The 14,863-nt window shown below is 62.3% G+C and carries 9 protein-coding genes; 6 read left to right on the top strand and 3 right to left on the bottom strand.

Annotated features, from left to right (window positions below; genetic code table 11):
- Positions 1–35: 35 nt before the first annotated feature.
- On the bottom strand, positions 36–1,886 hold the full coding sequence (locus tag GWG54_RS09845) for an ABC transporter substrate-binding protein (RefSeq protein ID WP_209438376.1): 1,851 nt from the start codon (positions 1,884–1,886) through the stop codon (positions 36–38).
- A gap of 149 nt (positions 1,887–2,035) precedes the next feature.
- Positions 2,036–2,296 (bottom strand): hypothetical protein, encoded by a 261-nt coding sequence (locus GWG54_RS09840; protein WP_167937598.1) that lies wholly within the window; start codon positions 2,294–2,296, stop codon positions 2,036–2,038.
- Positions 2,297–2,490: 194 nt separating this feature from the next.
- Between GWG54_RS09840 and GWG54_RS09835 the strand changes: the two genes are divergently transcribed.
- The 5 genes from GWG54_RS09835 to GWG54_RS09815 all read left to right on the top strand — a co-directional run bounded on the left by GWG54_RS09835 (position 2,491) and on the right by GWG54_RS09815 (position 9,460).
- On the top strand, positions 2,491–4,680 hold the full coding sequence (locus tag GWG54_RS09835; protein WP_167937597.1) for an ABC transporter ATP-binding protein: 2,190 nt from the start codon (positions 2,491–2,493) through the stop codon (positions 4,678–4,680).
- 44 nt (positions 4,681–4,724) lie between these two features.
- Positions 4,725–4,949: a hypothetical protein gene (locus GWG54_RS09830; protein ID WP_167937596.1), complete on the top strand. Its 225-nt coding sequence runs from the start codon at positions 4,725–4,727 to the stop codon at positions 4,947–4,949.
- Positions 4,950–5,018: 69 nt separating this feature from the next.
- Positions 5,019–6,041 carry an ABC transporter permease gene (locus GWG54_RS09825; protein ID WP_167937595.1) on the top strand — a complete coding sequence of 341 codons (1,023 nt, stop codon included), beginning with the start codon at positions 5,019–5,021 and terminating at the stop codon, positions 6,039–6,041.
- Positions 6,028–7,143, top strand: a complete 1,116-nt coding sequence (locus GWG54_RS09820; RefSeq protein WP_167937594.1) for an ABC transporter permease — start codon at positions 6,028–6,030, stop codon at positions 7,141–7,143. Before GWG54_RS09825 ends, GWG54_RS09820 begins: the two co-directional genes overlap by 14 nt.
- 253 nt (positions 7,144–7,396) lie before the next feature.
- The gene (locus GWG54_RS09815; protein WP_167937593.1) at positions 7,397–9,460 is read left to right on the top strand and encodes a hypothetical protein; all 2,064 of its coding nucleotides are present in this window, start codon (positions 7,397–7,399) and stop codon (positions 9,458–9,460) included.
- Between the two features lie 184 nt (positions 9,461–9,644).
- Here GWG54_RS09815 and GWG54_RS09810 read toward each other — a convergent pair whose 3' ends face one another.
- Complete coding sequence (locus GWG54_RS09810) at positions 9,645–10,856, bottom strand: aminotransferase class V-fold PLP-dependent enzyme (RefSeq protein WP_167937592.1); 1,212 nt, start codon at positions 10,854–10,856, stop codon at positions 9,645–9,647.
- Positions 10,857–11,048: 192 nt separating this feature from the next.
- Here GWG54_RS09810 and GWG54_RS09805 point away from each other — a divergent pair, with 192 nt between their 5' ends.
- Positions 11,049–14,798 carry a heparinase II/III family protein gene (locus tag GWG54_RS09805; RefSeq protein ID WP_245242775.1) on the top strand — a complete coding sequence of 1,250 codons (3,750 nt, stop codon included), beginning with the start codon at positions 11,049–11,051 and terminating at the stop codon, positions 14,796–14,798.
- The last annotated feature ends 65 nt before the right edge of the window (positions 14,799–14,863 follow it).

Here is a 14,863-nt window from a genome sequence, read left to right as displayed (position 1 = left end):
CGTGTCAGCGGCGGCGACGGATTACTACAGGCTCGCTATTCACCCGATGGAGAGATATGACCACGCTTCAGGCCACGGTACGCGCCGCGGTACGCCTGCCAGTCATTGGTATCCGTGTTATAATCGAAGTCCTGAGTGTTGCCGAAGGTTCCGGTCTGCACCTCGACGAGGTTGACTCCGGGCAGGTGGAAGTTCCAGTACCACGAGAACGTCTCAGCGATTTCTTGGCTGCGCTGTTCGTCCTCGACCACTCGCCACTCTTGGTCGAGTTCGAAGAGGTTGACTTCTTCGGTCGATCCGGAAAGGTCCTCCTGACCGACCTCCGTCGGCACCTCGACGACGATCTCACGACCGTTGTACGGTGATCTTGTCTCTCCGGCATCAAGTGCCTGTTCGATGTCGACGGTTTCGCCAAGTTCGTTGCTCGCCGAATGATTGTGCCGGAAGTAGTAGAACGGGTGCGCGATCTGTCCGCCGTGATTCTCGATCGTCATGTCGAAGTCGACGTTGTCCGACGTCCGATCGTTGTATGTCGCCGACTCGAGGACATTGAGATCGATTTCAAAGCCAAAGTTAATGAGCTGATCGGAGATTGTTCGACCAAGGTTCGTCCGGAAGTCCGGAATGACAAGCTGCAATGAGACGACATCGCCGTCCTCGTCGACCCACTCATCACCCTGAAGTTCGTATCCTGCCTGTTCCATTAGTTCATTTGCAGATTCCTCGTCGCTCTGAGCCGGATAGTTGATATAGTCTGCAACGTAGCTCTCATCGAGCCAGTTCTCGGTTACCGCCGACGGGAGCCCGGTCTGAGCCTCTCGTGGGACGCTCTCGGTATTGTAATTCGTCGAGATGTGCTCGAAATTCAGGGCATGCGTGATCGCTCGTCGAACCTCAAGTTGTTGAAGATGTTCGGCTCCCGGACCCTGCCCAAAGAACTCGAGTTTCCGCATGAACGTGTCGTTGTAGACGGTGATGTTGTCCATGTGGTCGGGTGCCGTCCCCTCGCCGACCCACTGCTGGAGCAGCCCGAAACCGAAATCGACGTCGCTACCCTGAATTCGCTGTGCGAGAGCGTCGTCCTGTGCGAGAACAAACTCGAACTCGTCGATCTCAATCTGGTCGGCGTAGGGGTGGTCTTCGAACAGTTCGCAGTAAATCCCCTCCGTATCGTAGTCGACAATCTCGAAGGGTCCGTTCCCGAGCCCTTCGTCCATAACTGTCGAGATGTGCAGGGGCATTTCCTCAGCCATCTCCTCTTGAATCTCTAGCCGTTCGTCCTGATCCGCTGCGTCCTGTAGTTTTTCTGCCCACGGCTTGAACTTGTCACGGTGGACGCGTTGCATCTCGCCGAGGTAGCCACCTAACTGGTACTGAACCAACTCTGGATTCTGGGGCTCCTTGTACACCCGAGTCAGCGTCATCTCGTCCTCAAGGATGAGTTCCTCGATATCGCTGCCGTCTCCTTGGAAAAGCCGGGCACATTCCTCATACCAGTACTTGTCCTCGGCGGTAATCTGATCACCATTCCACCAGTACCACCCATCTTCGAACTCCACGGTTACCGCCTGTTCATTCGGATTATACTCCCAGTCACTGATCTGCTCAAGCGTCATCGAACCGTCAGCGTAAAACCGCTGAACGGGCTCGAGGAGCATCCACGACTGCGACCACGGATATCCCGTCGCCCAGGAATTGAAGTTAATTTCATCCGGGATTGTCGGCTGCCACGAGGCGATCCCGTTTGTCTCGCTGTCGTCCGTTTCACCACCCATACAGCCAGCGAGCCCCCCCGCGACCATCGCCGAACTTGCGGCGAGCATCCGCCGCCGCGTCAGGAACTCTTCAGCAGAGTCCACGGTGCCGTGTCCGTCACTGTTTGGCATACGGAACTACCAACACATTCATAGGTTAAATATTTTTCTTGAATTTGCATGTTCAAATTGGATTGACTTCGACGAGACGTGGCCGCACTTCACGCTTTGGTACACGCCGCGGTACAGGTCCAGCTGCTCGTATCCGCATGGAACTCAAATCAGTCCCGGCGAATCCGCCACAGGGCCAGGTACACTGACCCCGCCGAAACGATCGACGAGACCCCGAATACACCCAGCATACCTGCGATGACGCCGTCTTGGCTAGTGAACTGAACGGGAAGTTCAAAGACGGCACCGATGAGCAGCAGACCAACACCGATCGCGATGGTCGACAGCAGGAGTGAGCCTCGAAGGACCTTGAGAAGCCTGTAGAGCGGTTCGTCTGTTCTAGATGACTCGCTCTTCGAAGTGGTTACCATTGTGTCTGCTCTACGTTCTGTAAGATTCAATATAAATGTTTGTACGGTAGTATCAGACTCGGGTAACCAGTGGAGACAGATCGTCACAAAGATTAATATGTGTGTTGTGACAAACCATCACTCAGAGACTACCGATGTGCCACTCTGCCGAAGAGTCAAGACATGAGAGGAGCGCGACGGCCAGTAGCTGAACCATGACGCGAACCGAAACAGAGCTCAAGACCACGCGCGACGGGAGTAGCTCGCAGGACGTCATTCTCGAGGTGCGTGACGTGGACGTGACCTTCGACATGGACCGGGGGACCTCTCGCGTTCTCGACGGCGTAAGCTTCGACGTCCACCGCGACGAGATGCTCGGTATCGTCGGCGAGAGCGGGAGCGGCAAGTCAATGTTCGCGTCGGCGTTGCTCAACGCTGTCGTTGATCCCGGCCAGACCTCCGGTGAGGTCATTTACCACCCGCCCGACGGGGACCCGGTCAACGTACTCTCGCTGAGCGAAGACCAGCTCGAGCAGTTCCGCTGGGAGGAGATCTCGATGGTGTTCCAGGGGGCGATGAGTTCGTTCAACCCGACCATGAAGATCCGGGAGCACTTCGAGGAGACGATCAGGGCCCACGGGAAGAACCTCGAGGAACGGATGGAACACGGACGTCAGTTGCTCGGAGACCTCTACCTCGACCCCGAACGGGTTCTCGACTCCTACCCGCACGAACTCTCCGGCGGGATGAAACAGCGGACGCTCATCGCCCTGAGTCTGATCCTCGAGCCGAAGGTACTTGTGATGGACGAACCGACCGCCGCACTCGACCTGCTCATGCAGCGGTCGATCATGAGCCTCCTCGGGAACCTCCAGGAGGAGTACGACCTGACGATTGTCTTCATCACCCACGACCTGCCGCTCGTCGCCGGGCTGGCCGATCGGCTGGCCGTCATGTACGCCTTCGAGTTCGTCGAGTACGGCCCGAGCGAACGGGTCATCCGCGACGCTGCCCATCCCTACACGCGGGCGCTGTTGAAGTCGGTTCCGAGCGTCGACGCGTCGCTCGAGGACATGCACCCGATCGAGGGAGAGAGCCCTGATCCCGTCGAGGCACCGAGCGGCTGTTCGTACCATCCCCGCTGTCCGCTCGCGACCGCGGAGTGTCGCCAGACTGATCCGGACTACCACGAGGTCGACGACGAGCGAGGGGCCGCCTGCTTCCACTGGGAACAGGCGAGCGACGAGATCGGGTACACGCTCGGCGTCGACCCGGACGATCCCGTGGAATCGGCCGCGGCGTTCGAATCCAGCGAGGAGACGGTCGTCTCGATGGACGATGTCGAGGTTCACTTCGAACAGGCGGGGCTCATCGACGAGCTGTTCGGCAAGGAGAGCGTCGTTCGCGCGGTCGACGACGTCTCGCTCGACCTGCGGGAGAACGAGGTCGTCGCCCTCGTTGGCGAGTCCGGCTGCGGGAAGACGACCCTCGGCAAGACCGCGATCGGACTCCAGAAGCCGACGGACGGCACCGTCAGCTACCGCGACCAGGATGTCTGGGAAGCGAAGGCCGGACGCGGCGACCGCGAGTTCGAGGAGATCCGGCGCGCGCTCCAGATCGTCCACCAGGATCCGGGGAGTTCGCTGAACTCCTCCCGGACAGTCCGTGCGAGCCTCTCGGCGCCGCTGAAGCGGTGGCGACCTGACCTCGGCCCAAGCGACCGGGAGACGGTGATCTACAACCTGCTCGAGCGTGTCGGCATGAAGCCGCCTGAGGACTACGCGGCGCGGTTCCCGCACCAGCTCAGCGGCGGCGAGCAACAGCGCGTCGTCCTCGTGCGCGCGCTGCTGATGAGTCCTGACCTCATTCTCGCCGACGAGGCGGTGAGCGCGCTCGATGTCTCGCTGCGGGTGGAGATGATGGACTTGATGCTCGAACTCCAGGAGATGTTCGACACGTCGTACCTGTTCATCTCCCACGACTTCTCGAACGCGCGCTATCTCACCGAGAAGTCCGACGGGCGGATCGGCATCATGTACCTGGGTAACCTCGTCGAGATCGGTCCGGCACAGGAGATCATTCACGACCCGAAACACCCCTACACCAAGGTGCTCCGGTGGGCGACGCCGCCGCTCGATCCCGACGAGGCTCAGGAGGCGAACGCCACCGAGCCGCCGATCCGAGAGATCGACATCCCCGACCCGACGGATCCGCCGAGCGGCTGTCCGTTCCAGACGCGGTGCCCCGAGGCCCGCGAGGTCTGTACGCGGGAGGCGCCCGACCTGAAAGACACCGAGGGAGCGTCGCGCGTCGCCTGCTTCCGCGAGGACGACGACCACGAGTACTGGGACAGCGAATCGATCGGTGGCGACTCCATCTCGCTCGACGAGGCTGAAGCCGACTGAACCGTCCGAAGGTTTTTGCTATCGCGACGAAACCTCGAGGATAGATGGGCAGTAAGTACAACAAGACCTACCTCGATCACCTCTGTGACTACGAGAGCGCGTGGCGGATGCTGTTTACGTTCTCGGTCGGTCTGCTCGGACTCATGATCATCTGGCTCGTCGCCGCCGACTCGGGCTCAGAGACGTTCGTCGTCGCGCTCATGAACGTCGCGGGATTGTCCGTCCTCGCGGCGCTGAGCGGCGGCCTCCTCTGGCGCTGTCGCTGGTGATTCCGATCGTGAAATTTCGTCACAGGGTAAAATATATTAACATTGGAACGAGACACCATACCACTGTAGATGAGATACTTTATCAAGCGAGCGGCCCACGCAGTCGTTACACTTGTCTCCGTGGCGACGATCACGTTCGCGCTCTTTCGGCTCATGCCGGGCAACCCCGCTCAGGCGATGCGTGCACAGTTCGAGGCGGATATGGAGGCCGGCGGCGGGACAGCTGACCCTGAAGTGCTCGACGCGATGGTTGAACAGCACACCGGGTTCGACCCGGAACAACCGTGGTACGTCCAGTACGGCGAGTACCTGCAGGATATCATCCTCTACCAGGACTTCGGCCACTCGTACTTCTACAACGAGCCCGTATTCGACATCCTGTTCACGGCGATGCCGTGGTCGGTGTTCATCAGCGTCTACGGACTGGCGCTCGGATACACGACGAATATCCTCCTCGGGGCGGCGATGGCCTACAAGGAGGGATCGCGCTTCGACAACTACACGACCCTCCTCGCGACGTTCCTGAACTCGGTGCCGTACTACGTCGGCGCGATCCTCTTCCTGGCGTTTTTCGGTTACGAGCTCGGGCTCTTCCCGACCGGCGGCCGGTACAACACGGACCTCCAGACCGGCCTGAACGTCCGATTCATGGCGAGCATCTCCTACCACGCCGTCCTGCCGATCATGTCGAGTTTCATCGTCGGATTCGGCGGCGGCGCCCTCTCGATGCGAGGGAACTCCATCCGCATCCTCGGAGAGGATTACCTCCGTGTGGCGCGGCTTCGTGGCATTAGTTCGACGCGGATCGCAACCCGCTACGTCGCGCGCAATGCGATCCTGCCGCTGTACACCCAGATGATGATCGGTATCGCTGCAGTGTTCTCGAGCAGCGTCCTCCTCGAGTTTATCTTCACGTATCCGGGCGTCGGCTGGTACACCTACGATGCAGTCATGCGACGGGACTATCCGCTGTTAATGGGATCGTTCCTCTTCTTCACGATCGTTACGCTCATCGGCATCCTCATCGCCGAATTCACGTACGGACTCGTCGATCCACGGATCGGTTCGGGTGATCACAGTGAGTCATACTAACGAATCAGGACTGGAGACGGATGAACAGCTCAGCGATGAACAACTGTTCGGTAGCCTCTCCGAGGCCGACGCCGTCACCCTCTCGAGACGGGAGCGCCTCGGGCGGATCCTGGACGCGTACCTCCTCGCGCCGGGGCGGGTCGCCTGGAACGACTGGCGAACGCGGATCGGGATCTCCGTCGTCGCCCTGTTCGTCTTCTTCGGAACGCTCGGGCCGCGTCTGGTGACCTCGCCGGCGACGAACCAGGCGCCGAACAACCTCCAGCCGTTCGACGGCGGCGTCGCCGCCTTCTGGACGGAGGGCGGCTGGATCGACATCGGGAGCGCTCACCAGCTGTCGCTGGGTCCGATCTCCGTTCCCGGAATCGACATCCAGTACCCGCTCGGCGCCGACAACTACGGGACGCCGATCGGTCGGAACCTCGTCCACGCGACGCCGGACATGCTCGAGATGGTGATCGCCGGGGCGATCGTCTCCGTTGGTCTCGCCGCGATCTTCGGGATCACGGCCGGCTACAAAGGCGGCAGGACGGACGAGTTCCTCATGTTCGTCACGGACATCGTCATGACAATGCCCGGCCTTCCGCTGCTCATCGTTCTCGTGGCGATCTGGTCGCCACGGCAGGCGTGGCTCGTCGGCGTCGTCCTGGCGATCGACGCCTGGCCCGGACTGGCGCGCGCGCTCCGATCGCAGGTCCTGACCCTCCGCGAGGAGTCCTACGTCGAGGCGTCCCGGACGATGGGGCTGTCCTCGCGAACGATCCTCGCCCGGGACATCTCGCCGCAGTTGATGCCGTACATCCTCATCAACTTCGCCAACGCGGGCCGCCAGGTCGTGTTCGGCTCGGTCGCGCTGTACTTCCTCGGTGTCCTCCCGTTCACGGCCGCGAACTGGGGGATCATGATGGACACCGCGTACTCGGAGGCCCACGCGCTGGTCAACCTGAGTAACTTCTACCAGATCTTCTGGCCGATGGCTGCGGTCGTCGTTCTCTCGTTCGGGCTGATCCTCTTCGCACAGGGGATGGACCGCGTGTTCAACCCGCGCATCAGGGCTCGACACGCCAAGAAGGTCGGAAGTGACGACGAACAGATCAACTAACCGTTTGGGCGTGTGAATCACCAGACAGCGGTTGAAGTCACTGTCTAACGGCACGCCCATTCGAGGTGTATATACGCATACGTCTCGGTGGTGCATTTCTCGGTTTCGGCACCCGAATCTCAGTTCAATCAGTTGGCGTTCACCTGAAGCGTTCTGCAAAAGCGACCCGTTAAGAGAGACGTGGTAGAAACCACCCAAGCATTTAATTGCTTGTAGATATATAATTTATTTAGGAATGTGTGAGAGAAATAAGATGACAGAAGAGGCGAGTACAGATTGGAGGCATCGACTACCACTTCCGCGACGAAGCGTACTCGCTGCCGGTGCTGCGGGAGTGTTGTTCACGGGTAACGCGCTTGGAGCCCCAAGCGACGAGAGTAGCGGTAACGAACGCAACGGCCCACCATTTGCTCCCGAAGACCACGACCACAGCGGTCAGAACGGCGCCGCCGCGCGTTTGGGCGATACAGCGCCCGTCGAGTCGATCATCACACGCTCGATTGACGCACGAGTCGTCAACGACGTCCGTCACGTCCATGCCAGTACGTGGGATACCGATCTCCAAGCCGAAATCGACGCCGCTGCAGAGAACGACGAGCGCAAACTCGTCGTTCACGGTGCGGGTGTCTTCGAACCGACGACAACCGTCCGGATCCCCGATAACTTCACGCTAAAAATCGACGACAATGTGCGGCTCGTCCCGCCGACCGAGCACGAATTAGACGAACTCGAGACTGCGAGCCGAACGTACCGGGCACTCATTACGAACCGCGACCACGACACCGGTAACGAGAACGTCGCTGTCGAGGGCGGGTACGTCTCGTTCGAGAACCTCGAGTGGGAGCAGTTCAGTCACGCGCCAGTGTGGTTCCACAACTGCGAGTCGCCGCGCCAGGAGGGAGTCACCGTCACGAACGTCATGCGCGACTACGGCTCCGAGGCCGGAACCCGTCAGTTCGGCACGTATATCACGAGTTCCGAACACGGAGTCCAGCGGAACTGCGTCGCTCGTCGCGTCGGATACGACGGAATCGCGAACCGCGGGACGCGCACCGGCGGGAAGATGATCGGCTGTGAAGCGTACGATATCCCGGGCACTGGGATTCAGTTCGCTTGGGACGTTCGGGAGGAATCTGTCAACCCCGAAGACATCGTTATTCGAAACTGCATCACGGACGAGTTTATTACCGTCCATGTAGGTGGCGGCGGACTACGGGATGTGTTAATCAAAGACAACGAATGCCGAATCGTCTCGCTCATTGTCGACGGCCCACTCGAGAATGCCGCACTTCAAGACAACCGAACGGACTGCCAACAAATCGCGATTCGTGATTCAGTCAAAAACGTTCAACTCCGGGGCCAGCAAGGCCGGTACGGAGAACGGTACCAGCCGGGCTTTGACTCGGCGGTGCGGCTGATCGGGTACGACTGGTCGCCCGAAGGGAGCGTGGAGACGCTCACGGTCTCGGATTGCTACAGCCGCGACGACGTGTTCATCTCTAACGAGTTAGTCGATGGCGTCGAGGTTTCGCAAGTGCGGGTGCTTAACAACATTTTTGACCCCGACGGAGACGCCAGGACGGCGTTCGTGGACGGGGCAGACGCTGAGAACGATATTCGGATGATGGATATCGCACAGAATACGGTTCACAACGCTCCGATCATCGACGGCGGCGTCGATACCGTTCGTCTCGAGAACAACACACAACGGCAATCCCGGCCCCCTGGCATCAACTACGACACGAGCGACCTGTTCGCTGAGGCGTCAGCAGAAGTCGATGATACTTTCCCCGAAGCAATCCAGCTGAACGCCGACGGCGACGGCGATTGGTGGGAATTCGAATTTGACGCTTCTGACTCCGGCGAGTTCGAAATCAATCTCGACGCTCTGTTCGGACCATCGACGTACGGAATCTATGATATGGAGATCAACGGCGAGCACGTCGACACACTCGATTTCTTCGCTGACGGGGACGGCCGCGAAACCATCACGTACGATCTCGATTTGCAAGCGGGAACCAACTCGATGCGATTCGAGGTTATCGGAAAGAACGGGGACGCAAACGACTACAACATGGCACTGTATTCGCTCGTTCTCAGAGACGAACACACGAGCGAGCGAGAGCGGTACCCTGTCACTACTGGCTCGGTTACGCGTGTCCTCCGCAACGGACGGGGAACGAACGACGGCGATCCGTCTAACGGCGGAGAGTGGCACGACCGTACCGAATTCGCTGAAGCGTCGAACGCCCTTATCCGGGATACACAGAACGACAACTGGTATCGCGCCCACGACGGACGCTGGATCCGCGCTTGAGCGGAATTAAGCGTCTCGAGACTATGGACAAAAACTCGAGTACACGCAGACGGACTCCAAAGGGCGGATCGAGGAAAGCCCGAAGAACTAGTTATTTTGTCATTCAATTTTGGACGGCTTTTTGGCGCGCGACGACCATAGCCACATCAGTGGCGCGGATCGTGCTAACGAGTGTCTCCTCATCCTACGAGAGCGTTGCCCGGATCCGGTCGACGACGTAATCGGCCTCGTCGTCCGTGAGACACATCGGGTTGATCGTGAACTCATCGTCGTCCAGTCGGTCGGCGCCGACGAACACACGCGGGGTCTCCCGCCGGAGCGACCCGACGAGCCCCGTCGCGTCGGTCGCCGCGTAATCGGGGTCGACGGTCCCGACGACCTGCGTAACGGCGTCCGTCTTGTCGCCGCCCTCGAACCGAGTTTCGAGGCCGGTGACGGCGGCCAACCCCGCTTCGATCCGCTCCGCGCGCTCGTGCCACTCCAGGAGCCGAGCGTCGTGGTCCTCCTCGATGAACAGCTCGAGCGCACGGATCAGGCCGACGATCTCCTCCTTGCCGATCTTCATCGAGCGACCGATCCCCTGGCGCGGGACGCCGGGCAGTTCGTCGGCGGCGACGAGTTCGACCGGCGGGTCGTATACCGCCTTGGCCGCGTGCATGTCGAGGTGCTGGCGGGCGACCGACCGGATCAGCTCCTCGTTGCCGGCGAGGATACCGGTCGACTGTGGACCGCGGATCGCCTTCCCGCCACTGTAGGCGACGAGGTCGGCGCCCTGCTTGAGAAAGCGCGAGAGGTTTTCGACCGGTGGGAGTTCCGCCGCCGCGTCGACGATCACCGGGATGTCGTTGTCGTGGGCGATTTCGCAGACCGTCTCGAGGGGCGGTTGCGTGTAGGGTTTCTCCATGTAGGCGACGGCGGCCGTCTCCTCCGTGATCGCCGCCTCGATCTCCCAGAGCTCGACGTTCTCCGAGCCGGTACCGAGGTGGTAGTCGTTCGTCCCGACGTCGACGATCGTCGCCCCGGGCAGGCGGAGGGCGTGGTCATAGCCGTTCCGGTGCGTTCGCGGCATGACGATCTCGTCGGCCAGACCCTCGGTGTCTGGAAGTTGGGCCATCGCCTCGAGGTCGTCGCCGGCGAGACAGGCCGCGGCGGCCATCGACAGCGCGGCGCTCGCGCCGCTGGTGACGTAGCCCGCGTCGGCGCCGGTCGCCTCGGCGACGAGTTCCGAAGCGCGCTGCTGGAGGTCCGAGATGCGAACGAACGACCGCGCGGCGTCGCGCATCGCATCTGCGGCCTCCTCGCGCATCAGTGACCCGCTGATCCGGGTCTTCGTTCCGGTCGCGTTGACGACGGTCGGGACCTCGAGGTCGTCGTAGACGGTCGCTTCGTCAGGCACGCCGAATCACCGACTGCGATCGAACGGTCATGCCGAACCGGTTCGAAAACGGGCCGGAAAAACGTTCCGCCGTCGAGCGTGGGCCGACGCCACGGTCGGGACGCGCTCCGGATCGGTTCGACGGGCCGCGAACTTTATCCATACTATACAGTACCGAAACTTATTTTATCGGTTTCACCGATGTGTTCATTGATGTCACGAGACACGCACGGCCAGGCCGACAGCCCCTGGTCCCAGGCGGAGTTGTGCTCGATAATCGACGCCGACGCGTTCGACCTGTCGCGACGATCGGTGCTGGCGACGACCGGTGCCGGCGTGCTCGCCGGCTTGCTCTCGACCGACGACGCGGCGGCGGCGGAGGACGACGATCGGTACCACCGAAAGACCCGGCCGACGATGTGGACCGAGGAGATGCGATCGAACGCCCAGGCGAACATCGACCGCTACGACTGGGCCGAGAGCGAGCGGGACAACGCAGTCAGCCAGGCCGACGCGCGCCTCGAGCAGTACGGGCCGGACCTCGACGGTCTCTGGAGTCTGGTCACGTCTCAGGGCGTCCCTCGCGGGGGCGGCGAGACGTTCGAGCGCCAGATCCTAGGCGGGCACAGCCAATCCGGGACGGACCGGTTGTGGAAGATCGAGACGACGGTCGAGAACCCCCACGGCGAGGGGAACCTGGTCGTGCCGACGAACGACTTCGGCGCCTACCGTGAGAGTGGCCTCGACGACCGCGGGATGTTCGACCCCGAGTTGGCCGACGACAGCCTGCTCGTCAACGAGGAACACCCCGAGATGGGCGAGGGCTGGGGCGTCGATGACGGCTGGGGCTGGCACGACGAGAACGACGACCTCGGCGGCGGCGCAGGGAACCGCTGGAACTTCGTGGCGTACTACAACCACTGGTTCACGTGGCGACCCGGCGGAATCAGGCGGCTCGTCGACACCCTGGTCGACGCGTACCTGCTCACCGAGGACCCCGAGTACGCGACCGCCGGTCTGGTCGTTCTCGACCGGATCGCCGACGTCTATCCCGAGATGTCGACCTGGGACTACCAGCGCGGGGAGCACGGCTTCTGGAACAACTCCGGCGGCCGCCAGACCGGTCGTGTCATCGGCTCTCACTGGGAGGGGAACCTCGCCCGCAACCTACTGGTCGCTTACGACGCGTTCTTCCCCGCGCTCGACGACCCCGAGGTCGCGGACGCGGTGATCGACTTCCTCGAGACCAAGACCGACGAGTACCCCGGACTGTCGGCGAAAGACTCGGTCGGGAAGATCCGCGAGAACATCGAGAAGAACTACCTCCAGGAGATGCTGCCGGCCGCGAAGGAATCGGATATCGCGCCGGGCCGTGGACAGCTGCCGGCGGTCACGATCTCCGCGCGCGTCCAGGACGACACCCGTGAGGGCGGCTACACGCGGGAGGCACTCGAGTGGGTGTTCCAGCCCGGTGACGAGTACTTCGACGGCGACCAGTGGGACGAGGAGCCCGAGAACTGGTACACCACCGGCGGGAACGTGCTCGCCCCGATCGTCGACGAGTGCGACCGCGACGGCTACTGGCACGAGGGATCGCTGGGATACAACCGGATCCGGATGTCGTCGATCCGGCAGGTGGCCGAGAACCTCCAGGGGTACGACGGGTTCGACGGCGCCGACCTCTACCGGCACCCGAAGTTCCAGAACGCGCTCAAGATCAACGGCGACCTGCTCCTGCTCGACGAGTTCTCGCCCGCGCTCGGCGACACGCACCACCCCTCCGGGACCGAGTGGAGCCAGACCGCGGTGGCCGAGGGGTACGAGGTCACCGGCCGATCGATCTTCGCCAAGCTCTGGCACTACTCGAACGGCTACTCCACGGCGGGCATCCGCGGGTCGATCTACGACGCCGAACCCGAGGGAATCGCCGACGAGATTCAGGCGGTCATCGACGCCGAGGGGCCGCTCGACCTCTCGAGCCAAAACCTCGCCGGCTTCGGCTTCGCTGCGCTTCGCGACGGCGAGAACCACGAGATCGGGTCCATCGGCGAGACCCACGATACCTCCACGCTGTTCGCCGACGCCTCTGCACCGATCGATGACAGCTTCGAGGAGGCCATCCAGTTCGAGGCCGACGGGGCCGGCGAGTGGTGGACCTTCGAGTTTGACGTCGAGGACGCCGCGGAGTACGAAATCGAGCTCGAGGCGCTGTTCGTCGACACCTATGGCGTCTACGAGCTGTACGTCAACGACGAGTACGTCGACACCGTCGACTTCATGGCCGACGGAAGCGGGCGGGAGACGGTGTCGTACCTGCTGGACCTCCCGGCGGGCACCAACGAGATGCGCTGGGAGTGTGTCGGCCAGAACGACGACGCGGGCGGCTACAAGATGGCGCTGTACTACCTGACGGTGCTCGACGAGGACGACCGGGAACAGCGCGACGACGCCGACGAACTGGGGAACGCCAAGCGCGCCGTCTGGATGTACTACGGCCGCAACGGGAACGGGGCCGGCGGAACGACCCACGCCCACCGGGACGCGTTACAGATCGGCGTCGCGGCCAACGAGATGGAGCTCTCCCGCGACCTCGGCTACCCCGAGGCGACCGGCAGTCACCCGCCGCGGCTGTTCTTCACGGACAACACGATCAGCCACAACACGGTCGTGGTCGACGAGCGCGGACAGGACCACCACTGGGTCGGCGTCCCGCGCCACTTCGACGGGACCGACGAGCGGGTGAACCTAGTCGACGTCGAAGCGCCCCACGTCTACGAGGAAACCGACGAGTACCGGCGGACAACCGCCACGATCACCGTCGACGAGGAGCACTCCTACGCCGTCGACCTCTTTCGCGTGGACGGTGGCGACTCCCACCGCTTCGGTTTCCACACGACGGAGGCGGACGTCTCCACCGAGGGACTCGAGTTGACCGCCCAGAACCGCGGCACGCTCGCCGGACCGGATGTCCCGTACGCCGACGACGACTACGATCAGGCCCGCTCGCCGACCTCGTCCGGCGCCGGTTTCAACTACTTCGATACCGTCGAGCGCGACGACGATCCCGACTCGAAAGTCGTCGTCGACTGGGACGTAAGGGACCACTTCGGCCGGCGCGACGACGACGACGAGGGCGTCCACCTGCGCCTGACCTCGTTCGGCGAGTTCGACGATGTCGAGCTCGCCGACGGCTACCCGCCCCACAGTTCGGAAAGCGCCGCCCCCGAGGATAGCCTGCGCTACGCGTTCCTCAACCGACGCGGGACGAACCTCGAGACGACGTTCACGTCCGTGATTGAGCACTACGAGGGCGACCGCGTCGTCGACTCGATCGAGGACGTCCCGGTCACCGGAGGCGAGGGTCGCGCCCTCAAGATCGAACTCGCGGGCGGTCGCACCGACTACGTCGTCCACACGGACGGGAAATCGAACTCGGTCACCGTCGACGAGACGTTCGTGTTCAAGGGATTCTTCGGCGTCTACTCGACCAAGGACGGCGAGCCCGAGTACGCCTACGTCCACGACGGGACGCGCCTCGCTCCCGTCGGCGACGGGCCGCTCGTCCAGGAATCGACCGCCTACGTGCGAGGGTTCATCGAGGACTTTACGCGCGGAATGAGCCTCGAGAACGAACTCGAGCTTCGAATCGCGACCGACCAACGCGAACTCGATCGACACGCGGGGTTCGTCTACGTCGACAACGACGACTCGAACCCGTGGCGGGGACGGCCGGCCCCCGAGATTCCGATCATGGAGGGGCCGCGAGCGCCCGACAACGGCGCGTATCCGATCGAAGAACTGGAGGTTGGCCACGGGAACACGGTGACCGTCGATGTCGGCGAACGAACGTTCGTCCGGCAGTTCGAGGATCCGGACGAACTCGAAGACGGGGGCTACGAGCACATCGTCGCGGAGAACGACGACGTCAGAATTCCGCTGACGTCGACCTGGTCGCGGGAGTAGCCCCGCTCCCTGGCGGCTCGGGACGCACTGTTTCGCGGTCCGGTGACGGGCAGCGTCGCGCTCGA

The sequence above is a fragment of the Natronococcus sp. JC468 genome, assembly GCF_012163165.1.
GTDB lineage: Archaea > Halobacteriota > Halobacteria > Halobacteriales > Natrialbaceae > Natronococcus > Natronococcus jeotgali.
Note: the sequence above shows the minus strand (reverse complement) of the source record. Positions and strands in the feature narration are given on the sequence as shown.